The 20,876-nt window shown below is 39.2% G+C and carries 21 protein-coding genes, 1 tRNA gene and 1 pseudogene; 10 read left to right on the top strand and 13 right to left on the bottom strand.

What is annotated here, in order from left to right; translation table 11 throughout:
- Positions 1 to 457 precede the first annotated feature (457 nt).
- The gene (locus IAG46_RS17360) at positions 458 to 1,003 is read left to right on the top strand and encodes a BfmA/BtgA family mobilization protein (RefSeq protein WP_190811662.1); all 546 of its coding nucleotides are present in this window, start codon (positions 458 to 460) and stop codon (positions 1,001 to 1,003) included.
- 109 nt (positions 1,004 to 1,112) lie between these two features.
- Here the strand turns inward: IAG46_RS17360 and IAG46_RS17355 are convergent, their stop codons facing one another.
- Positions 1,113 to 2,336, bottom strand: a complete 1,224-nt coding sequence (locus IAG46_RS17355; RefSeq protein ID WP_190811661.1) for a site-specific integrase — start codon at positions 2,334 to 2,336, stop codon at positions 1,113 to 1,115.
- A 228-nt stretch (positions 2,337 to 2,564) separates the two neighbouring features.
- A tRNA-Lys gene (locus IAG46_RS17350) sits at positions 2,565 to 2,637 on the bottom strand.
- 116 nt (positions 2,638 to 2,753) lie between these two features.
- Between IAG46_RS17350 and IAG46_RS17345 the strand changes: the two genes are divergently transcribed.
- Entirely contained in the window at positions 2,754 to 3,266 is a 513-nt protein-coding gene (locus tag IAG46_RS17345; protein WP_190811660.1) for a shikimate kinase, read from the top strand.
- Here the strand turns inward: IAG46_RS17345 and IAG46_RS17340 are convergent.
- Together IAG46_RS17340 and IAG46_RS17335 are read right to left on the bottom strand one after the other, a co-directional pair.
- Positions 3,258 to 3,755: a phosphoribosyltransferase family protein gene (locus IAG46_RS17340; RefSeq protein WP_190811659.1), complete on the bottom strand. Its 498-nt coding sequence runs from the start codon at positions 3,753 to 3,755 to the stop codon at positions 3,258 to 3,260. The genes IAG46_RS17345 and IAG46_RS17340 overlap by 9 nt on opposite strands.
- A 33-nt stretch (positions 3,756 to 3,788) precedes the next feature.
- On the bottom strand, positions 3,789 to 4,160 hold the full coding sequence (locus tag IAG46_RS17335) for an RNA-binding S4 domain-containing protein (RefSeq protein ID WP_190811658.1): 372 nt from the start codon (positions 4,158 to 4,160) through the stop codon (positions 3,789 to 3,791).
- A 78-nt stretch (positions 4,161 to 4,238) separates the two neighbouring features.
- Here IAG46_RS17335 and IAG46_RS17330 point away from each other — a divergent pair, with 78 nt between their 5' ends.
- Positions 4,239 to 5,216, top strand: coding sequence for an FKBP-type peptidyl-prolyl cis-trans isomerase (locus IAG46_RS17330; RefSeq protein WP_190811657.1), 978 nt, complete (start codon positions 4,239 to 4,241; stop codon positions 5,214 to 5,216).
- 51 nt (positions 5,217 to 5,267) lie between these two features.
- On the opposite strand, the gene IAG46_RS17325 is transcribed toward IAG46_RS17330, so the two are convergent.
- The 3 genes and pseudogenes from IAG46_RS17325 to IAG46_RS17315 all read right to left on the bottom strand — a co-directional run.
- Complete coding sequence (locus IAG46_RS17325; protein WP_190811656.1) at positions 5,268 to 5,882, bottom strand: outer membrane beta-barrel protein; 615 nt, start codon at positions 5,880 to 5,882, stop codon at positions 5,268 to 5,270.
- Positions 5,883 to 5,933: 51 nt separating this feature from the next.
- Entirely contained in the window at positions 5,934 to 6,887 is a 954-nt protein-coding gene (locus IAG46_RS17320) for a transketolase family protein (RefSeq protein ID WP_190811655.1), read from the bottom strand.
- Positions 6,888 to 6,903: 16 nt separating this feature from the next.
- Positions 6,904 to 7,752: pseudogene (locus IAG46_RS17315) on the bottom strand (transketolase); the annotation flags it as partial.
- A gap of 155 nt (positions 7,753 to 7,907) precedes the next feature.
- Here IAG46_RS17315 and tgt point away from each other — a divergent pair.
- From tgt to IAG46_RS17290, 5 genes are all read left to right on the top strand, one after another.
- Positions 7,908 to 9,038: a tRNA guanosine(34) transglycosylase Tgt gene (gene tgt, locus IAG46_RS17310; RefSeq protein ID WP_190811653.1), complete on the top strand. Its 1,131-nt coding sequence runs from the start codon at positions 7,908 to 7,910 to the stop codon at positions 9,036 to 9,038.
- Positions 9,038 to 10,120, top strand: a complete 1,083-nt coding sequence (locus tag IAG46_RS17305) for an LptF/LptG family permease (protein WP_190811652.1) — start codon at positions 9,038 to 9,040, stop codon at positions 10,118 to 10,120. Before tgt ends, IAG46_RS17305 begins: the two co-directional genes overlap by 1 nt.
- 88 nt (positions 10,121 to 10,208) lie before the next feature.
- Positions 10,209 to 11,162 (top strand): acetyl-CoA carboxylase carboxyltransferase subunit alpha, encoded by a 954-nt coding sequence (locus IAG46_RS17300; RefSeq protein WP_190811651.1) that lies wholly within the window; start codon positions 10,209 to 10,211, stop codon positions 11,160 to 11,162.
- Positions 11,163 to 11,329: 167 nt separating this feature from the next.
- Positions 11,330 to 12,871, top strand: a complete 1,542-nt coding sequence (gene dnaB / locus IAG46_RS17295) for a replicative DNA helicase (RefSeq protein WP_190811650.1) — start codon at positions 11,330 to 11,332, stop codon at positions 12,869 to 12,871.
- On the top strand, positions 12,855 to 14,162 hold the full coding sequence (locus IAG46_RS17290) for an asparagine synthetase B (RefSeq protein ID WP_223826752.1): 1,308 nt from the start codon (positions 12,855 to 12,857) through the stop codon (positions 14,160 to 14,162). Before dnaB ends, IAG46_RS17290 begins: the two co-directional genes overlap by 17 nt.
- On the opposite strand, the gene IAG46_RS17285 is transcribed toward IAG46_RS17290, so the two are convergent.
- Positions 14,159 to 14,662 (bottom strand): cupin domain-containing protein, encoded by a 504-nt coding sequence (locus tag IAG46_RS17285; RefSeq protein ID WP_190811649.1) that lies wholly within the window; start codon positions 14,660 to 14,662, stop codon positions 14,159 to 14,161. The genes IAG46_RS17290 and IAG46_RS17285 overlap by 4 nt on opposite strands.
- Positions 14,659 to 15,450, bottom strand: coding sequence for an HAD family hydrolase (locus tag IAG46_RS17280; RefSeq protein ID WP_190811648.1), 792 nt, complete (start codon positions 15,448 to 15,450; stop codon positions 14,659 to 14,661). The genes IAG46_RS17285 and IAG46_RS17280 overlap by 4 nt, the downstream gene beginning before the upstream one ends.
- A 72-nt stretch (positions 15,451 to 15,522) precedes the next feature.
- Between IAG46_RS17280 and IAG46_RS17275 the strand changes: the two genes are divergently transcribed.
- Positions 15,523 to 15,945, top strand: coding sequence for a secondary thiamine-phosphate synthase enzyme YjbQ (locus tag IAG46_RS17275; RefSeq protein ID WP_190811647.1), 423 nt, complete (start codon positions 15,523 to 15,525; stop codon positions 15,943 to 15,945).
- Positions 15,946 to 16,006: 61 nt separating this feature from the next.
- On the opposite strand, the gene rplT is transcribed toward IAG46_RS17275, so the two are convergent.
- The 4 genes from rplT to thrS form a co-directional block, all read right to left on the bottom strand.
- Complete coding sequence (rplT, locus tag IAG46_RS17270; protein ID WP_190811646.1) at positions 16,007 to 16,351, bottom strand: 50S ribosomal protein L20; 345 nt, start codon at positions 16,349 to 16,351, stop codon at positions 16,007 to 16,009.
- Between the two features lie 92 nt (positions 16,352 to 16,443).
- The gene (rpmI, locus tag IAG46_RS17265; RefSeq protein ID WP_190811645.1) at positions 16,444 to 16,641 is read right to left on the bottom strand and encodes a 50S ribosomal protein L35; all 198 of its coding nucleotides are present in this window, start codon (positions 16,639 to 16,641) and stop codon (positions 16,444 to 16,446) included.
- Between the two features lie 52 nt (positions 16,642 to 16,693).
- A complete protein-coding gene (infC, locus tag IAG46_RS17260; RefSeq protein ID WP_368668193.1) occupies positions 16,694 to 17,242 on the bottom strand; it encodes a translation initiation factor IF-3 in 549 nt (182 codons plus the stop codon).
- Positions 17,243 to 17,278: 36 nt separating this feature from the next.
- Positions 17,279 to 19,219: a threonine--tRNA ligase gene (gene thrS, locus IAG46_RS17255; RefSeq protein WP_190811644.1), complete on the bottom strand. Its 1,941-nt coding sequence runs from the start codon at positions 19,217 to 19,219 to the stop codon at positions 17,279 to 17,281.
- A 179-nt stretch (positions 19,220 to 19,398) separates the two neighbouring features.
- On the opposite strand from thrS, the gene IAG46_RS17250 reads away from it, so the two are divergent.
- Entirely contained in the window at positions 19,399 to 20,541 is a 1,143-nt protein-coding gene (locus IAG46_RS17250) for an SGNH/GDSL hydrolase family protein (protein ID WP_190811643.1), read from the top strand.
- Positions 20,542 to 20,876 lie beyond the last annotated feature (335 nt).

Raw genomic sequence — 20,876 nt, 5'->3', positions numbered from 1 at the left:
TTAAAAAATTAATAACCGAGCAACCAAGTAAAAGTCATTATTCGAGAGGAGTAAAAGTATTGGCTTGGGGAAAAACAAAACTGGCTGTCAGAAAGAGTTAAGTTAAACTAAAGTTCAAATAAACCATACCGAAGAGTGATTGCTGAATTTCCATGAATCTTAAGCCATTGATGCATTATTTGTAAAACAATCCTATTCAATTCCTTAAAATCCGTCCAACCCAATCTTTTTGTTTAAAGTGCCTTTTACCTTAAGGGAAAGGTTCTTCGAAATCACCTTTGGTGATTGTTGGGAGAAGCGAGAGGGTAGCACGCCAAGGCGGTGCTACGATAACATTTTGCTCCGCAAAGCCCCATGAACAAAGGCGGTAACGGAAAAATGAAGGTTCATATTGAATTGGACATTTACTGTAAACCTTCCTGAAGAACCCTGAAACACTGAAAAAAATTACTGTAAAATGGTCCAGAGAGTAAAAGAACATGGGTTTTCAGCCATAAGCATCAAGGTAAGTGTCGCTAACAGGTTTCGTCGTTTCTCCAAAAGGATTGCCAGATCACATACCGAAACATTGACGTGCATTATGGACTTTTTTGAGTGGCACGGGTTCACTCCCAATGAAAAATTCGAAAAAAACATTCTTCAAGAAATCCTTAAGAACCGGAATCGTACAGAGGCCTCCATAGCGATCATTCGTGACATTGAGATCACACAGACCAAACCAACAAATGCCATCCTTCATGCCCTTTTGGAACAAAAGGTCAAACAGGAAAAACCGATGAGGGTTGAACAAAAAGTGGTCAAGAAACGGCCTGAGATTGAAATAACCGTTCCTAGGATTAGATATGAGCGCCTAACAGATAAAATGGAAATGCTCAAAAGAGAGAGCCAATATGTAGTTGAGCATATCACTTTGGTAAAGCCCTCTTTTGGGAAACCTTATCTGAGGTTGGAAATCACAGAAGGGGAATTGGAAAACTATAAACGGACACTTAAAAACCTATAGATAGTCCACGAACTCTTATTTAGCTTTCCACCACGCTCAGCAGGTTTGTTTTGGTAAGATTGGGCTTGCAGCGCAAAACCCGGTTTTGCTCGCTGATCTTGTATCCATATCATCCCCCGAACTTGAATTTAGCTTTTACAACTTCCATATCGTCCATCAATTTTTTATCGATGACCTTAGCATAGATTTGTGTTGTTTTCAATGATTGGTGCCCCAACATTTTACTAACGGACTCAATCGGTACACCATTTGCCAAAGTCACTGTTGTTGCAAAGGTATGTCTGGCCAAATGGAAGGTCAGGTTTTTTTGAATTTTACATATAGTGGCTATCTCTTTCAAAAAAGCATTGGTCTTTTGATTACTGATTACAGGTAGTAACAAATCATGCTCTTTGGTCAAAGGATGGTCCTTGTATTTACTTAAAATTGATTCTGATGTAGGTAGTAGGGGTACAACGCTTCTTGAATCTGTTTTCGAGCGTCTTATTTTAATCCATCGTTTTCCGTCTAGCCCAAGAACAATATGGTTTGAAGATAGTTTCTTGACATCAACATAAGCCAGTCCCGTAAAACATGAAAAAACAAAGATGTCTCGAATCTGCTCCAGTCTTGGGATATCAAATTCCTGTTTGATAAGAGAGCGAAGCTCAAGTTCCGTTAAAATATCTCGTTCTACCTTTTTCCATTTCGCTTTCCAATGATAGAACGGATCTTGGTTCACCCAATTATTGGCAACAGCAATCCGCATTATTTTTTTAAAGTTTACAACATACTTGGTGATGGTGTTTTGATTGCCAATGTTTTGGGTTTTTAAAAAGTGGTGGAAGCGATTGATGAACTTTAAATCCACTTCTTTGATGAAAATATCCTTGATTTTGTATTCCCGTTGCACAAAATCAGCTAAGTGCTCTCTGGTTCTTACATGTCTTCGGTATGCTCCATAGGAATATTCCAGACCTAGCAACTGTTCAATTTGGTCATTGTGTTCGTCGTAAACCTCCAGCAATGTTTTATTGATTGTCTCTTTATTAAGGAGTTTGTTTTTAATGGTATCGGCGGTGAACGGTCTCTTTTTCACAACTAATTTTGAATGAATATTATAGGCTTTGGACTCTAGTTCATCTATATAGTGATTAAGGCTTTTGCTTTTGATACCTGAACCTCTGACCCTACCTTTAATCGAGCACCATTTATCGGGCTTTGCTTTGCGCTGAATACTGAATTCTGCTCGTTTACCATTGACTGTAATCCTTAAAAATAGGTCCGCTTCGCCTTGTTGATTTAATCTACTCTTGCGGATGTAGCATAGAACGGAGAAAGAATTTGTTTCCATAACTGTGATTTTACTGATTTTTAAAATGTTAAATTTTCTTTGTAAGAACTTGATAATCAGAAATTTTAACAGCTTCGCGGTGCGCACTTTGTGAATTCAAAAAAGTGCGCACCGAATTGCGCACCGCGAAAAGCGGTATTATTTGATATCAAATGAAATCAGGGAAAACAAAAAAGTCTGTAAATCAACGATTTACAGACTTTTTGAATAATTATGGACTCTTAAAAGTGACCTGACTGGGGCTCGAACCCAGGACCCTCTCCTTAAAAGGGAGATGCTCTACCAACTGAGCTATCAGGTCAAAAACTGCTCCACTAATTTGCGTAAGCGGGTGCAAATATAACTCCAATAATTTATTAGACAAACCCAATTAATGATAAATTTGTGTTTTTTTAAAAACACCTTTAAATCCATTAAATGAAAGTAGTTTTAGTTGGGTATATGGCAAGCGGTAAGTCTTCGGTCGGTAAGTTACTGTCTGAACAATTGGGGATAAAATTCATCGATTTTGACGAATATATTGAGGAACAAACAAAAATGTCCATTAAAACCATTTTTGCGGACAAAGGTGAGATTTTCTTTAGAAAAAAGGAGCATGAATTGTTAGGACAAGTTTTGAACGCGAATGAGTCCCTATTACTTTCTACAGGTGGTGGAACCCCTTGTTATAGTAATAATATGAATACAATACTTGAAAAATCGGACCACTCCATCTATTTACAACTATCCATCTCAACTTTGGCGGCCAGAATAAGTGGGGAAAAGGAAACAAGGCCCTTGGTCAAGGACATATCAAATGACGAACTTCCTGAGTTTATTGGTAAGCATCTTTTTGAAAGAAGACAGTTTTATGCCCTGGCGAAACATATTGTTAATGGAGATAAAAAGTCATTGGAAGAAGTAGTTGCTGAGGTAAAGGAATTACTCTAAATAAACAGCGTCATTTTTAGATTCGAACTCCACTCGAATATGCTCGCTTAACGAAGTGGACAACGAAATACCTTTATAATCTGCCTTTATTGGATATTTTTTATGGTTTCTGTTGACCAGTACAGCTGTTTTTAATTGTTTAATGGGAGTTTTAAGAAAATGGTGGACTCCATATATTAAGGTAGTGCCCGAATTTAGAACATCGTCCACAAGAACTATGGATTTGTTTTTATAGTCGGCCTCAGCAATCGAAGTGTTTACCCCGCTCCTCAACGGATTTTTTTTATCCATTTGAAGCTTGCACAACACAATTTGTGCATCAGTGATTTTCTTAAGTACAGTTGCAATTTTTTTGGCAAAATTCAATCCACCCCCAACAATGCCGGCAACAACAATTTCTTTTTCGTTCACGTTGGCCTCATAAATTTGATAGGCAATTCGCTTTACGGTATGCTGTATTTGTTCGTGAGTGAGAATCCGGTTTACCATAAACAGGGTTTTGGTCAAAGATAAAGAAACCAATCATTCAGATTCATCCAAATAACCATCAATATCCCTTCTATCTTTTTTTGTAGGGCGACCCAATCCCTTTTTTCTGTAATGATCTTTGGCATGTTTCAACAATTCCGTATGTCCGAATGCTTCTTTTGGGGTGGTGTCCTTTCTGTAGATATCTACCAATTTCGCCCCGACCCGGCTCTCAGGAATATCCAACACTGTAAGCTGATAATCGATTTGATTCTTTCTTACAACCAGATTATCCATAGGATAGACCTCACGTGAGGGCTTGACAACGCTATCATTTACCCGAACATGCCCTTTTTTAACAGCATTTGTGGCAACGTTTCGTGTTTTATAGTATCTAATACACCAAAGGAATTTATCTATGCGCATAAACTCTGCAAATCTTTGTTAATGCAATACACAAAAATAGCGGAAAATCGTATCTTGCGCAGCTAAATTATAAACTTGATGAAGCACGGGATTTTTGTTTTGTTGTTTGTTACGGTATTATTTACATCATGCAATAACGATGATGATAGCGGACCAAACGTAATTACCGTTCCTCCTAGATTATTGGCAGAGGTGGCCACTGAAAATGATGAAGAGATCAGGGAATTTTTAGAAACCCACTTTTATAATTATGAAGAGTTCGCAGCACCCCCGGCCGGATTTGATTTTAAAATTAAGATAGATACCATAGCAGGAGCAAACGCCGACAAAACCCCGATGATGGACCAGGTAGAGGCAATTGATGTTAAGGTATCGTCTTTTGAACATTTACTATCTGAAGAAGAAACCGATATTCCGCATACATTATATTACTTATCGGCAAGAGAAGGTATAGGATCAAGCCCTACAGTAGCTGATTCTGTTTTTGTTCGATATGAGGGACTTTTATTGGATGGCCTCTCTTTTGATGCCTCTTTGAACAATGCAGTTTGGTTCGATTTGGCAAGGCTCCAAGACCTTACTCAAGGTTTCAGGGGATTTGCTGAAGGAGTACCAAATTTTAATGCCGGAGGAACCATTACAGAAAACGGAGATGGAACGGTAACGGTAGATGGTTATGGTGTTGGGATGATTATTTTCCCATCAGGGCTAGGTGCTTTCGAAGCTGTAAGCGGACCAATTCCACAATATAGTCCACTTATTTTTAATATTGATCTATATACCATAAACCCTTCTGATCATGATAATGATGGAATTCCATCCATCCTAGAAGATTTAAATGGGAACGGCTATTTATACGATGACAATACCGACGCACAAAGTGAAGAAGATGCCGGCTTAACAGTTAGGTTTGCTAACTTCCAAGATGCGGATGATGATGGTGATGGAGTGTCCACAAGAAATGAAATATCGGATGATAATGACAATATTATTATTCCATTTCCGGATTCCAATAATGATGGCACCCCGGATTATTTAGATCCCGATACAAATTAATAGAATTAAAAAAGCCACCTTTAAGGTGGCTTTTTTAATTCTATTAATTTCCTAATTAAGTTTTAAGGAAAGTGCAAATATTACCTGTGATGGTCTAGAATCTACCCGACCTTCAATATTGGTAATATTGTTACCGATAAATCGAGCTTCATTCTCAGAAAATCCACGTTCATATCTTACATCCAATCCTATTTTTCCAAGGTTGACACCAACACCGGCGTTCAATCCTACTGAAAAATCATTTTCAACATCCTGAACCTGCAGATCTCCTAGATCATTGTTCAATACATATTGAAAAGCTGGTCCCGCGAAAACATGGAGTGGTCCTACAATTTTAACACCAATAAGAACAGGAAGATCCAATTTGGACAAGTCATAGTCGTTGGAGTTACTATCTAGGTCGTAAGTGCTTTTTGTTTTGGTATAAACCAATTCTGGGCGTATATACATTTTGGGAAAATCCAATTTACCCCAAAGACCGAAATGATAACCGGTTTTTCCTTCAGCACCTTCTACAACGTTTTGTGCGGAATTGCTAACTGTTTGAATCAAGTCACCGTTCTTGTTGTAACTAAGTCCTGCCTTGATTCCCCATCCTGTACCACTTTGGGCGAATGCAGCTGTTCCCATAAGGGTAAGAGCCGCCATTAGAAGCGTTTTTTTCATAAGTGTTTCGTTTAATTGATTGAAGCAATATCAAATATGATACCGAAAAATCTATTTTCGTTTCAACACTTTTAAAACGGCTTCTGCGATGGCTTTATTGTTCAATCCGTATTTCTCCATCAACTGATCAGGCGTTCCACTTTCACCAAAAGTATCTTGGGTGGCCACAAATTCTTGAGGTGCAGGATGATGGCTTGCAAGTACCCTGGAAACACTTTCTCCAAGTCCGCCAAGATAATTGTGTTCCTCTGCAGTTACCACACAGCCTGTTTTTTTAACTGAAGCTAAAATGGCCTCATCATCCAAAGGTTTAATGGTGTGAATGTTTATCACCTCGGCAGAAATACCTTGTTTTTCTAAATTTTCGGCAGCGATTAGGGATTCCCATACTAGGTGACCGGTGGCAATAATGGTGACATCGGTTCCTTCACTGAGCATTAATGCTTTACCAATTTCGAATTTTTGGTCAACAGGGGTGAAGTTGGCAACTTTTGGTCTTCCAAATCTTAGATAAACGGGACCTTCGTGTTCCGCAATGGCCATTGTGGCCGCTTTGGTCTGGTTAAAATCACAAGGATTTATAACCGTCATACCAGGAAGCATTTTCATCATTCCAATATCTTCCAGTATCTGGTGTGTGGCACCATCCTCACCAAGGGTTAACCCGGCATGCGATGCACATATTTTTACATTTTTATCTGAATATGCAATACTCTGCCGTATTTGATCATAAACCCTACCGGTGGAGAAGTTGGCAAAGGTTCCAGTAAATGGAATTTTTCCGCCAATGGTCAAGCCTGCAGCTATACCCATCATATTGGCTTCAGCAATACCCACTTGAAAGAACCGCTCCGGATTCTCATCAATGAAGGTCTGTATTTTTAAAGAACCCACTAAATCGGCACAAAGGGCAACTACATTTGGGTTGGTTCTTCCCAATTCAGTCATACCTGCTCCGAATCCACTTCTGGTGTCTTGTTTTCCTTGATCTGTATATTTGGTCATGTCTTTTTCTTAAGAATTAATAATCACCTAAAGTTTCTGGATTTTGAGCCAGTGCGGTTTCCAATTGTTCATCACTTGGAGCTTTGCCGTGCCACGCATGTGTATGCATCATAAAATCGACTCCGTTACCCATTTCAGTGGTCATAACCACACAAACCGGCTTGCCTTTGCCTGTTCTGCTTTTGGCTTCTTTTAGTCCTGTGATAACTTGGTTTAGATCATTTCCATTTTCAATTTCCAGAACATCCCAGCCGAATACTCTGAATTTTTCGGAAACATCCCCAAGTGGAAGTACATCTTCGGTGCCACCGTCAATTTGTTGTCCATTTCTATCTATGGTAGCAATCAGGTTATCCACTTTGTTTCCAGCGGCATACATGATGGCCTCCCAATTTTGTCCTTCCTGTAATTCTCCATCCCCGTGCAAGCTGTACACCAAATGGTCATCTCCATTAAGCTTCTTCGCCAATGAGGCTCCAATAGCCACTGACATACCTTGACCCAATGAGCCCGAGGCGATTCGCACACCAGGAAGCCCTTCATGTGTGGTGGGGTGCCCTTGTAAACGAGAATCAATTAATCTAAAAGTATTCAGCTCGTCAACAGAAAAATATCCTCTTCTTGCCAAAACACTATAAAAAACTGGTGATATGTGTCCGTTGGATAGGAAAAATAGATCTTCCCCACGTCCATCCATATCAAATCCATCCTTAAGCTCCATGATTTCATTATAGAGTGCAACTAGGAATTCTGTGCACCCCAATGAACCTCCTGGATGTCCCGAATTTACTTTATGGACCATCCGTAAAATGTCCCGTCTAACCTGGATTACTAAATCCTGTAATTCTTGAGTGTTTGGCATTGTTTTTAATTTATGGTGGCAAAAGTAACGGCAATCGTTCTGCTACACAAGCACTAACACATTATTTTACAAACTGGTTTTGAACAGTTAAACTTTATTTTTTTGTTAAGGCTTTGTGGAAAATGAGATGGCTATATTTGCGGTCTTAAATTCAAGTATTGAAATTTACCTTACTTCAAAAAGATAAAGAGAGCAAAGCCCGGGCTGGGGAACTGACCACAGATCATGGTACTATTCAGACACCAATTTTTATGCCGGTGGGTACGGTAGCCTCGGTAAAAGGGGTGCACCAGCGCGAATTGAAGGATGAGATAAATCCGGATGTCATACTGGGCAACACCTACCACCTATATTTGAGACCAGGGGTAGAGATTTTGGAAAAGGCTGGTGGATTGCACAAGTTTATGGGTTGGGATAGGAATATTTTAACTGATAGCGGGGGATATCAAGTGTACTCACTTTCAGACAATCGAAAAATAAAAGAAGAGGGGGTAAATTTTAAATCCCATATTGATGGATCTCGACACTTTTTCACTCCAGAAAATGTGATGGAGATTCAACGCACCATTGGTGCGGATATAATTATGGCTTTTGATGAATGCACGCCATATCCTTGCGACTACAACTATGCCAAGCGCTCTATGCATATGACCCACAGATGGTTGGACCGATGCGTTTCACATTTGGAAAAACTGCCCTTTAAATATGGATATTCACAGAGTTTTTTCCCTATAGTCCAAGGGTCTACCTACAAAGATTTACGAAAACAATCAGCGGAATACATAGCTTCAGTAGAAGCGGAAGGCAATGCCATTGGTGGACTCTCCGTGGGTGAACCTGCTGAAGAGATGTATGAAATGGCTGAAATTGTCTGTGACATTCTTCCAGAGGATAAACCCAGATATTTAATGGGTGTGGGAACTCCTATTAATATATTGGAAAATATTGCTTTGGGTGTTGACATGTTCGACTGTGTTATGCCCACCAGAAACGCAAGAAATGGTATGCTGTTCACTGCCCATGGCACCATCAACATCAAAAACAAAAAATGGGAGGCAGATTTTTCTCCTATTGATGAAATGGGAATCACTTTTGTGGACACTGAGTATTCCAAAGCCTATTTGCGTCATCTTTTTGCGGCCAACGAATATTTGGGCAAACAAATTGCGACGATACATAACCTTGGATTTTATCTTTGGTTGGTACGTACGGCAAGAGAACGTATTTTAGCAGGGGATTTTAGGGAGTGGAAGACCATGATGGTTCAACAAATGGATAAACGATTGTAATGCTTACCATACTCGACAGATATATCTTAAAGCGATATTTGGTCACCTTTTTGGGGATGCTCTTGCTTTTTGTTCCTATTGGCATCATGGCCAATTTGGCCGAGAAGGTGGGTAAGATTATCGATAACGAAGCTCCACTTGCGGAGGTAATTGTGTTTTATTCAAACTTTACCTTGGTAATTGGAAACCTATTGCTTCCTATATTTTTATTTCTTTCCATAATATTTTTCACCTCTAAACTTGCGAGCAACACTGAAATTGTCGCCATTCTTAGCTCAGGGGTTTCCTATGGTCGATTTTTACGACCTTATTTAATAGGAGCCACCTTGGTGGCCATTCTTATCTTTTTGATGGGAATGTTCATTGTACCGCATGCTAGTATCGGTTATAACGAATTCGAGTATAAATACTTTAAAAAAGGGCGTCAGGTTCAAGTAACCGATAACATATTCAACCAATTGAATGAGAATGATTATTTATATGTTAGCAGCTTTGACCCTAACCGAAAAATAGGGTACAATTTCACTTACGAGCACTTCGACCAAGATAAAAAGTTGGAATACAAGATATCCGCAACAAACATTAGATGGGTAGAAAAAGACAGTCTGTATCGTTTAACGAATTACGTAAAACGTAAACTTCAAAATGATGTTGAGGTTATACAGACAAAAAGAAGGTTGGACACCATTTTTACGTTTAAAATAGAGGACCTAACTCCGGTTTCATATGTGGCAGAAACCAAAAACTTGTTTGAACTCAATGAGTTTATTGATGACCAAAAGAAAAAAGGAGCCTCTAACATCAATGCTTACATTTTAGTGAAATACAAAAGATGGGCTTTGCCAATAGCTGCATTTATCTTAACCATTATTGCCGTTGCCGTTTCTTCTGTAAAACGGAGGGGAGGTATGGGTTTAAACCTTGCTTTCGGAATAGGCGTGGCTTTCATTTATATCTTTTTCGATAAAGTCTTTGGTACTTTGGCCGAACAATCTGGATTCTCTCCCTTGCTCGCGGTGGTAATGCCCAATCTTATTTTTGGCGTATTTGCAGTTTATATGCTTATAAAGGCCAAGCGTTAAGTACAAACCCATTTTAATTCATTCAATTTTTAGGAGTGTGCCGTAAAGTTTTATATTTGTGCCCACCATATTCTGAAATCAACTTTACATGGAGTATCTCGATTTTGAACTTCCTATACAAGAGCTAGAAGACCAATTGCAAAAATGCATGGTTATTGGAGAGGAAAGTGACGTTGACGTTAGTGAGACCTGCCAACAAATTGAAAAGAAGCTCGAAGAGACCCGAAAGGATATCTACAAGAACCTTACAGCTTGGCAAAAAGTGCAATTGTCAAGACATCCCAATAGACCATATACCATGGACTATATTAACGCTATCTGTGGAGACAGCTTTTTAGAGCTTCATGGCGATAGAAATGTTAAGGATGACAAGGCCATGATAGGCGGTCTTGGTAAAATAGGTGACCAGAGCTATATGTTCGTGGGACAACAAAAGGGATACAATACCAAAACAAGACAATATCGAAATTTTGGTATGGCCAATCCGGAGGGATATCGAAAAGCCCTTCGCTTGATGAAATCTGCCGAAAAATTCGGAATTCCAGTAGTTTGCTTTATAGATACACCAGGAGCTTATCCGGGGATTGAAGCAGAAGAACGCGGTCAAGGAGAGGCAATTGCTCGAAATATCTTGGAAATGACCCGTCTAAAAGTTCCCATTATAGTGGTCATTATCGGTGAGGGAGCTTCAGGAGGAGCATTGGGCATTGGAGTGGGTGATACCGTTTTGATGTTGGAAAATACATGGTACTCGGTTATTTCACCAGAATCTTGTTCCTCTATTTTATGGAGGAGTTGGGAGTATAAAGAACAAGCTGCAGATGCCCTCAAGCTTACGGCAACTGATATGAAAAAACAAAAATTGGTAGATGAAATTGTCCGTGAACCTTTAGGAGGAGCCCATACCAATAGAGCGAAAACTTTTGATACCGTTAAGAATAAAATTTCCACCCATTATGAAGAGCTCAAAAAGTTATCACCAAAAGAATTGGTGAAAGCTAGGATGGAAAAATATGCCTCAATGGGTGTCTTCAACGGTTAATTAGGGTTTGTCGGCCATCATTCTTTTTTATTAGATTTTTTCTTCAAACATTTTCGTGTTATTAACAAAAATTCTAAGTTTTCAACATTAACTTTGTTAATGACCTGTGAACATCGGAGCATGAAAATTTAAAGTTAACTAAAGGTTAATTACCTACATTCGCACTTATGGATAAGCCTAGCCCAATTATTGGTCGTAAAGTGGACAAATCTACCCTCATTAATTTGGAGCGAGGTAAAATACCACCTCAAGCTGTTGATTTAGAGGAAGTTGTGTTGGGTGCAATGATGATTGACAAAAAAGGTGTGGATGAAGTAATAGATATCTTACATCCAGATGTTTTTTATAAAGATGCCCATAGGTTTATTTATGAATCTATCTTCAAATTGTTCGAATCTTCCGAGCCGGTCGATTTATTAACCGTTTCATCTCAACTAAAGAAGGAAGGAAGGCTAGAAGTTGTAGGAGGTGACTTTTACCTCATTAAATTGACCCAAAAAGTGGCTTCTTCGGCCCATATTGAGTTCCACGCCCGTATTATCCTTCAAAAATACATTCAACGAAGCCTTATCAAAATTTCTAACGAAATCATTGAAGATGCCTATAGCGATTCTACCGATGTTTTTGATTTGTTGGACAATGCTGAAGCAAAACTTTATGAGGTCACCCAGGGTAACCTAAAACGTTCTGCAGAAACTGCACAAGATTTGGTAATTCAGGCCAAAAAGAAAATTGAAGAGATTTCCAATAAAGAAGGAATGAGTGGAATCCCTTCGGGATTTGACAAGTTGGACAAGCTTACCTCTGGGTGGCAGCCCAGTGATTTGGTCATTGTTGCTGCGCGACCTGGTATGGGTAAAACGGCTTTGACGCTTTCCATGGCAAGAAACATAGCAGTGAATTCAGATATTCCCGTGGCCTTCTTTTCTTTGGAAATGTCTTCTGTCCAATTGATTACGAGATTAATTTCATCAGAAACAGGGCTTTCATCTGAAAAATTGCGAACCGGCCGATTGGAAAAACACGAATGGGAGCAACTAAATGTCAAAGTAAAGACATTGGAAAAAGCACCCTTGTTTATAGATGATACCCCATCACTTTCGATTTTTGACTTACGTGCGAAGGCTCGAAGATTGGCTTCTCAACACGGTATAAAGCTTATTGTAATTGACTACTTACAGTTAATGACAGCTGGTGGAAGTCAAAAAGGCGGAAACCGTGAACAGGAAATTTCTACCATATCAAGGAACCTTAAAGCATTGGCGAAAGAACTCAACGTTCCTGTAATTGCCTTATCACAGCTTTCTAGAGCTGTGGAGACACGGGGAGGGAGCAAGCGTCCAATCCTTTCCGATTTAAGGGAATCTGGAGCCATCGAGCAGGATGCCGATATTGTTTCCTTTATCTATAGACCTGAATATTACAAAATTGATGAATGGGATGATGAGGAACGAACCCCAACTCAAGGTCAAGCCGAGTTTATTGTAGCAAAACATCGTAACGGTGGTTTGGATAATATTAGGTTAAAGTTCGTTGGTGCTCTTGGTAAATTTGATAACTTGGATGACTTTGACTCCCCGTTCGAATTCCAATCGAAGATGAATGCGAATGAGGAAAATCCTTTTGCAACACCAAATCTTCCCAGTACGGATGAGGCATTTGGTAGCGCAATGAACAGCGATGATCCAGATAATGACGTACCATTCTAAGATTATTCTTTATTTGTCGCCTCGAGCTCAGTCGAGAGGTCTTACCCTTATCTTTTTTCTTCTCATTTTTCTTAAATCCACGGCATCGGTCATTCTGATTCCCATGGATGCAGAAAGTCAGGAAAATCATTTAAAAGCTTACGGTATAACCTATTGGGTGTTGGCCAAACAGCAAAAAGTGCAATGGCTGCTGAACTATAGAGGAGGTTCTTTTCTGCTACCGGATGGAGAATCCATACGTAAGGAATGTCAAATTCGTGGAGTTTCTTTTGAAGTATTGTCCGATGCAAAAGCGGAGTCTATTTTGGATGAGATCAGTAGCCCTTCACAAAACCAAGAGGCCGTCATATTGGAAAAAGCACCTAAAATTGCTGTCTATTCCCCAAAGGGGAACCAACCTTGGGATGATGCTGTAACCATGGTGCTGACCTATGCTGAAATTCCATATATCACCGTTTACGATGAAGAAGTGTTGGATAACAAATTGGCACTTTACGATTGGTTGCATCTACACCATGAAGATTTTACCGGCCAATTTGGTAAGTTCTACGGTGCATACCGGGCTGCCCCTTGGTACATTGAAGGTAAAGCAGAAGCAGAAGCCCTTGCACAAAAATTGGGTTACAACAAGGTATCAGAAGAAAAGGGGGCGGTGGCCATAAAAATTAGAAACTATGTGATTGGTGGCGGATTTATGTTTGCTATGTGTTCGGCCACTGATAGTTTTGATATTGCCCTAGCTGCCGAAGGGGTGGATATTTGCGAACCCATGTTCGATGGAGACCCTTCTGATGCAAACTATCAAGGTAAATTGGATTTTAGTAGAACTTTTGCTTTTTCTGATTTTATACTGGAGCGTAATCCTTTGCGATATGAGTTTTCCTCTATCGACATGACCAATAAACGTCGAAATGTCCCTAAAGAATCTGATTATTTTTCATTGATGGAGTTCTCGGCAAAATGGGATCCCGTTCCCACTATGCTCACTCAGAACCACACTGCTTTGGTCAAAGGGTTTATGGGACAAACTACGGCTTTTACCCGTGATGAGGTTAAACCAACAGTTATGGTGCTTGGTGAAAATAAACTCAACGGGGAAGCACGATATATTCACGGAATAAAAGGAAAAGGCTTTTTTACTTTTTATGGTGGTCACGACCCGGAAGATTATCAACATAGGGTGGGAGACCCAAAAACAGAACTGGAACTGCACCCAACCTCTCCTGGTTACCGACTTATTTTAAATAACGTGCTGTTTCCTGCTGCACGGAAAAAGAAGCAGAAGACTTAAATTCGAGTAAGCCGAGTGATGATGTCTTCATGTTGAGGAAACTTGTCAATCAATTCTTGTCGTTCCGGTAAAACAAAATCTGCAAAATCAAAACCAGGAGCTACTGTACAACCTACAAAAGAATAACTATTCGGTTTAATGGTTTTGGCGGCAAACCAATAACCTCCGGGCACAACAAATTGGGCAACCTGACCATTAGAAAAGTCATTGCCTATGATATATTCTGAGTATGCACCATTATCTGAAATCAGATACAATTTCAATGGTGAGCCCGAATAAAAGTGCCAAATTTCATCTTGACTTATCTTGTGGAAAGCCGAAAAGGTGTCTGATGTCAATAAAAAATAAATACAAGTGGAATGGTTTCTACTACCCTTATAATCATTGGGTAGGGCTGTCTCTTCAATTTCCTCAGCACTTCGGTACGTTTCCTTAAAATAACCTCCTTCAGGATGTGGACTTAGGTCAAACTTTTCAATAAGAAAATCTACTTCACTCATATTAGCTGCTCTAGAATCTGTTCTACTCCGAAATCATTGTTGCTAGACGTTTCAAACTTAGCCACTTTCTTCACATCAGGATGGGAATTGGCCATGGCAAAACTATAGTTGGATAACTGTAACATCTCTAAATCGTTGTTATAATCTCCAAAAACCATGACTTCATCAGCGGACAGACCATACGTTTGCATTAACCTGTCCAGAGCATATCCTTTATGGGCATCTTTATGGGAAACATCGACCCAATTTGTGCCAGAGATTTTTACTTTTAAAGGGCCTTCAAAATGTTTTACAGCCGGATAAATATGTTTTTCTGAATTCTCAAAATGGTAAATGGCAACTTTTAGGACCTCGTCATTTATTTTGGTTTGATCCTCAACAGCCTCATACTCGATATAATATTCTGCAAGTAAATCCAGAAAATTTTGCGAATTCCCATTGGCATAAGCTTTGTTGTTGCAACATAATACAGGGTGTGCATCACGGACATTGGAAAGGGCCGAAAGCACTTTGTTGACATTGGTGTTATCAATTGGAGTGGTTAGTAAAACGTGCTCTTTTTGTTTTGTGAAAGCCCCATTTTCCGCAATAAAAATCACGTCATCTTTTATGGTCTTCAATTTGTCGACCATACTATGATATTGTCTACCGCTAGCGGCTACGAATTGTATTTGTTTTTCCTGAAGCGCCTCAAAAAGTTCAAAGAACCGATTGCTTACCTGATGGTTGGAGTTTAAGAGTGTCCCGTCCATATCGGAAACCACCATTTTTATTTTGGAAAAGTCCATAGCGTATTTTAAAACGGCAAAGGTATGGCTTGATGCCCAAATGAAGTAAAGTTTGTATTAATTTCACGAAATATGAAATTTTATCAGAAAGAGCTACAGCTGAAACCCTTTAATAGGGGATTTCACTTAATTACAGAGGCCATTGTTGATGCAATTCCAGAATTGGAAAGTCTTAAAGTTGGATTTTTGCAGGTTTTTATAAAACATACTTCCGCCGGATTGACCATAAATGAAAATGCAGACCCAACGGTCCGTATTGATTTTGAAAGTCACTTTAACCAAATGGTGCCTGAAAATACCCCGTATTATATTCATACCTACGAAGGACCAGATGACATGCCTGCGCATGTAAAGGCTTCCTTGTTGGGGAATTCCATTCAAATTCCGATTACAGATGGAGAATTAAACTTAGGGATTTGGCAAGGTATTTATCTTTGCGAACATCGAGATCATGCCTCGGGAAGGAATTTGGTTCTTACCGCTTTTGGGAGTTGACATATAATAAAAAATCCCACTCTATTGAGTGGGATTTTTAATAAGCGGGGTAGGTTTATGTTTATTTTACTCTTTCAACGATGGCTTTAAAAGCATCTGGATGATTCATTGCCAAATCGGCCAAAACTTTTCTGTTAAGCTCGATACCGTTGGATTTTACTTTACCCATGAATTGGGAGTAAGACATTCCATGCATTCTTGCACCTGCGTTAATACGGGTAATCCAAAGTGCACGGAAGGTTCTTTTTTTGTTTCTTCTATCGCGATAAGCATAAAGCATTGCTTTTTCTACCGCATTTTTGGCTACTGTCCAAACGTTTTTACGTCTTCCAAAGTAACCTTTGGCTTGCTTCATCACCTTTTTTCTTCTGGCTCTAGAAGCAACTGAATTTACTGATCTTGGCATAATGTTTCATTTTTTTGTAGCAGGCGGTCAATTTTTTGACACTTGTATAAGCCCGACTCCATGGTTAATAATTAATGTACCTGATTGAACAATTATTTTAAACGTAATTGTTCTTTAATACTGTTGACATCGGCATCATGTACTAATGTTGAATGTGTCAACTTAAGCTTACGCTTTTTCGATTTTTTGGTCAAAATATGACTCTTAAAAGCGTGCTTTCTTTTGATTTTACCAGAACCGGTAAGCTTAAAACGCTTTTTGGCACTGGATTTTGTTTTCATTTTAGGCATTTTCTCCTATTTATATATTACGCTGAATAAAACTCAGCATCCCGCTCAATACTTATTTTTTGGTCTTTGGGGCAATGAACATGGTCATTCGTTTTCCCTCTAACTTTGGCATTTGCTCTACTTTTCCTAGCTCTTCGAGCTCTTGGGCCAAACGCAATAACAATATTTCACCTTGGTCTTTATAAACTATTGATCTTCCTTTAAAGAAGACATAAGCTTTAAGTTTGGCACCATCTTTTAAGAATTTTTCAGCATGACGCTTTTTAAATTCGTAATCGTGGTCATCCGTTTGCGGACCAAAACGTATTTCTTTTACAACCACCTTAGTGGCTTTGGCTTTCATGGCCTTATCCCGTTTCTTTTGCTCGTAAAGAAACTTTTTATAATCAATAATTTTACAAACTGGAGGATTTGCCTTTGGTGAAATCTCTACCAAATCAAGTTCCAGTTCGTTGGACTTGGCCAGGGCTTTTGAAATAGGATACACTCCTACTTCTACATTATCCCCAACAAGCCTGACCTCAGGGGCTGTAATCTTTTCATTGATATTATGAGGGTTTTTATTTTCCCTCCTTGGTTGGGGTCTAAATCTTCTTCGTATTGCTATGACTTACACTTTTTAATTAAACTCAATTTTTTAGAACGACTTTAAGGTACTATTTATTTCAGTAGATACCAAGTCGGAAAACTTACTTAGACTTATGCTTCCAAAATCCTCGCCTCCATGCCTTCTTACAGCAATGGTTTCGGCCCCTTCTTCTTGCTCACCAACTATGAGCATAAACGGAATTTTTTTGAGCTCAGCCTCACGAATTTTCTTCCCTACCGTCTCATTCCTATTATCAATGAGCGCGCGAATTTCGTGATTTTCTAAAGAATTCAAAACTTTTTCCGCATATTTTTCATGTTTCTCGCTGACCGGCAACACTATAGCTTGTGTTGGAATCAGCCACAATGGGAAATTCCCACCTGTATGCTCCAAAAGCAATGCTACAAAGCGCTCTATGCTCCCAAATGGGGCACGGTGTATCATAATTGGCCTGTGCAGTTCATTGTCACTTCCCTTATAGGTAAGGTCAAAACGTTCCGGAAGATTGTAATCAACCTGAATAGTGCCCAGCTGCCATTGTCTTCCTAAAGCATCTTTCACCATAAAGTCAAGCTTCGGACCGTAGAAGGCAGCTTCACCACTTTCAATTACGAAATTGAGCCCTTTTTCTTCCGCTGCGTTGATAATAGCCTGCTCTGCTTTCTCCCAATTATCAGCATCGCCAATGTATTTTTCCGGTTTTTCTAAATCACGAACAGATACCTGTGCCGTAAAATTCTCGAAACCTAAAGAGCCCAGTACATATAATGACAAATCAATAACTTTTTTGAACTCATCGTTCAACTGATCCGGAGTACAGAAAATATGGGCATCATCCTGGGTAAAACCTCTTACTCTTGTAAGTCCGTGCAATTCCCCGCTTTGCTCATAACGATAAACGGTACCAAATTCAGCATAGCGTATCGGTAAATCTTTATAACTAAACGGGCTGCTATTATATATTTCGCAATGGTGCGGACAATTCATCGGTTTCAACAAGAACTCTTCTTCATCTTTGGGAGTATGGATGGGTTGAAAACTGTCTTCGCCATATTTTGCATAATGCCCGGAAGTCACATAAAGTTCCTTCTGTCCAATGTGGGGAGTAACCACCATTTCATAACCCGCTTTTTTCTGAGCTTTCTTTAGAAACTGCTCCAAACGTTCACGCAATGCCGCACCCTTTGGAAGCCATAAAGGAAGTCCTTGCCCTACTTTCTTTGAAAAAGTGAACAATTCCAATTCTTTTCCCAATTTTCTATGATCCCGCTTCTTTGCCTCCTCTAAAAGCTCGAGATATTCGGTAAGTTCTTTTTGTTTTGGGAAGGAAATACCATAAACACGTGTCAACTGCTTATTATTCTCATCACCTCTCCAGTAAGCACCTGCAACACTTAAAACTTTGATGGCTTTAATGATTCCTGTATTAGGAATATGACCACCACGACATAAATCAGTGAAAGTGCTATGATCACAAAATGTGATGGTACCATCTTCAAGGTTTTCTATGAGTTCAACCTTATACTCGTTGCCTTGTTCATTATAATAGGATAGTGCTTCGGCTTTTGAAACACTTCGCATTTTGTAATCGTGTTTTCCTCGTGCAATTTCAAGCGCCTTCTTTTCAATGGTGGGAAAATCTTTTTCGGAAATTGATTGATCACCAAAATCAACATCATAATAAAATCCATTTTCAATTGCGGGACCTATGGTCAATTTGATTCCGGGATATAATTCTTCCAATGCCTGGGCAACAACGTGGGAAGTAGAATGCCAAAACGCCTTTTTACCTTCATCGTTCTTCCAGGTATACAAAACCAGACTGCCATCTTCGGTTAAAGAGGTGGTACTTTCAACAGTTACACCATTAAATGAGGCAGAAATAACATTCCGCGCCAATCCTTCACTAATTCCCTTTGCAACCTCCATCGGAGTAACACCATTTTGATGCTCTTTGATGCTTCCGTCCGGTAATGTAATCTTGATCATTCCCTTTATATATGATAATAAGGGCACAAAGATAACACCTTGCGGTAAGGCACACAATATAGTTTAAGCTGATTTATCTGGATAAGAAGAAATGTAAACACTGTAGGTTGGTAATCTTAATCAGGATGTCCATAGCATAAAATGAAATAATGTATTTTAGGTTGCGTAAAATAAATTGGATGTTTTTAAAGAATCTCATAAAAAGAATAGTTCCAGTACTTATATATATAGGCTACTGTTGCTGCTTTTCTCAGGATGGTGAAAAATTAAAATGGTGGAACCCTATAAATGATACTGGCCAAAATTATTTAGAAGGCCAAGTTTGGCCCAAAGAGGTTGAAGGCCCATATTTTCGCCTTCCTGAACGTGTTGCTGATAAACTGAGTCACGGGGTTTATAATTTAGGGAAACAAGCTGCTGGTTTAATGATAAGATTCCAGACAAATGGATCAAGTATCCATGTAAGATACCAGATAGGTGGTAAAGGAAATTACGGCTTCGAGCATATGCCGGCAACGGGAGTAAGTGGGGTGGACCTGTATACTTTTGATAGTAACGGAAAAGAAATATGGTGTGCAGCTAGCCGCAAGTTTTCAGATACGATCTCATATGTGTACAAGAAATTGGGGGTGTCAAATACCATGAGGGAGTACAGGTTGTATCTTCCATTATATAATCAAGTAACCAAATTGGAAATAGGAGTTGACTCAAATTCCAAGTTTTCACCTTTGCCTACAAGAGAAGAGAAGCCAATAGTGGTATACGGTACATCCATTGCCCAAGGTGCCTGCGCTTCAAGACCAGGAATGGCATGGACGGCCCAATTGAGTAGAGCACTGGAACTACCTTTGGTAAATTTAGGTTTTAGTGGTTCCGGCCGATTGGAAATACCAATGATTGATTTAATGACAGAGATAGATGCTCGAGTATATATTTTGGACTGCATGCCAAATCTAACCCCTGTAACTTGGAAAAATCTCGGAATTAAAAATGATGCAACCTTCAAAGAACGAATACATAAGGCAGTAGCCCATTTAAGGTCAAAACGAATAAATACCCCTATACTTTTGGTGGAGCATGCCGGGTATTCGGATGAATACGTCAGTCCTGAAAGTAAAAAGAGGTTTCAAAAAGTGAATAAACTTCAATATGAAGTGTATTTGCAATTGTTGGATGCCGAGATCAAAAACCTTTATTATATGACTAAGGAGGAGATTGGTTTGCAGATAGATGATACGGTGGACGCTGTACATCCGACTGACCTCGGAATGAAGCATTATGCCCAAGCATATATTAATAAGCTTGTAACTATACTCGATTAACCTAAGTAGGTTTGATATGGAATAGTCAATTTTGCTAGGAAAGAGGATTTTGTTTTATCCTTTCAAGTAACATTTTTTTAATGAATTGAAGTTTTTTTCAGCTCCTTAAACCCTTATAAAACAAGGTGTTTTAAGAGTAGTTGATAGGTGGAGTAAAAAATCTTTTAAAAAAAAATGTCAATAGTTTGGTCAGAAGAAAAAAAGGGTTCTATATTTGCACCCGCTTAGCTGATAAGGCTGGGTGGTAAACGACAAAATGGGAGGGCTCTGTTAGGCCCGATTTTTTTCTCGTTTATGGATTTAAGAAGTTCATTGACATATTGTATAGACAGCGT

The sequence above is a fragment of the Flagellimonas sp. S3867 genome, assembly GCF_014698935.1.
Taxonomy (GTDB): Bacteria; Bacteroidota; Bacteroidia; order Flavobacteriales; family Flavobacteriaceae; genus Flagellimonas.
This window is presented reverse-complemented; position numbering and strand designations above follow the sequence as displayed.

Excerpts from the sequence above, each read along its gene's own strand:
- thrS (WP_190811644.1), bottom strand. The coding sequence starts at position 19,219 with ATGATCAAGATTACATTACCGGACGGAAGCATCAAAGAGCATCAAAAT.
- IAG46_RS17340 (WP_190811659.1), bottom strand. The coding sequence starts at position 3,755 with ATGGTAAACCGGATTCTCACTCACGAACAAATACAGCATACCGTAAAG.
- dnaB (WP_190811650.1), top strand. The coding sequence starts at position 11,330 with ATGGATAAGCCTAGCCCAATTATTGGTCGTAAAGTGGACAAATCTACC.
- IAG46_RS17285 (WP_190811649.1), bottom strand. The coding sequence starts at position 14,662 with ATGAGTGAAGTAGATTTTCTTATTGAAAAGTTTGACCTAAGTCCACAT.
- IAG46_RS17290 (WP_223826752.1), top strand. The coding sequence starts at position 12,855 with ATGACGTACCATTCTAAGATTATTCTTTATTTGTCGCCTCGAGCTCAG.
- IAG46_RS17335 (WP_190811658.1), bottom strand. The coding sequence starts at position 4,160 with ATGCGCATAGATAAATTCCTTTGGTGTATTAGATACTATAAAACACGA.
- rpmI (WP_190811645.1), bottom strand. The coding sequence starts at position 16,641 with ATGCCTAAAATGAAAACAAAATCCAGTGCCAAAAAGCGTTTTAAGCTT.
- IAG46_RS17325 (WP_190811656.1), bottom strand. The coding sequence starts at position 5,882 with ATGAAAAAAACGCTTCTAATGGCGGCTCTTACCCTTATGGGAACAGCT.
- IAG46_RS17300 (WP_190811651.1), top strand. The coding sequence starts at position 10,209 with ATGGAGTATCTCGATTTTGAACTTCCTATACAAGAGCTAGAAGACCAA.
- IAG46_RS17345 (WP_190811660.1), top strand. The coding sequence starts at position 2,754 with ATGAAAGTAGTTTTAGTTGGGTATATGGCAAGCGGTAAGTCTTCGGTC.
- IAG46_RS17305 (WP_190811652.1), top strand. The coding sequence starts at position 9,038 with ATGCTTACCATACTCGACAGATATATCTTAAAGCGATATTTGGTCACC.
- IAG46_RS17330 (WP_190811657.1), top strand. The coding sequence starts at position 4,239 with ATGAAGCACGGGATTTTTGTTTTGTTGTTTGTTACGGTATTATTTACA.
- IAG46_RS17355 (WP_190811661.1), bottom strand. The coding sequence starts at position 2,336 with ATGGAAACAAATTCTTTCTCCGTTCTATGCTACATCCGCAAGAGTAGA.
- IAG46_RS17280 (WP_190811648.1), bottom strand. The coding sequence starts at position 15,450 with ATGGACTTTTCCAAAATAAAAATGGTGGTTTCCGATATGGACGGGACA.
- IAG46_RS17275 (WP_190811647.1), top strand. The coding sequence starts at position 15,523 with ATGAAATTTTATCAGAAAGAGCTACAGCTGAAACCCTTTAATAGGGGA.
- rplT (WP_190811646.1), bottom strand. The coding sequence starts at position 16,351 with ATGCCAAGATCAGTAAATTCAGTTGCTTCTAGAGCCAGAAGAAAAAAG.
- IAG46_RS17250 (WP_190811643.1), top strand. The coding sequence starts at position 19,399 with ATGTTTTTAAAGAATCTCATAAAAAGAATAGTTCCAGTACTTATATAT.
- IAG46_RS17360 (WP_190811662.1), top strand. The coding sequence starts at position 458 with ATGGTCCAGAGAGTAAAAGAACATGGGTTTTCAGCCATAAGCATCAAG.
- IAG46_RS17320 (WP_190811655.1), bottom strand. The coding sequence starts at position 6,887 with ATGACCAAATATACAGATCAAGGAAAACAAGACACCAGAAGTGGATTC.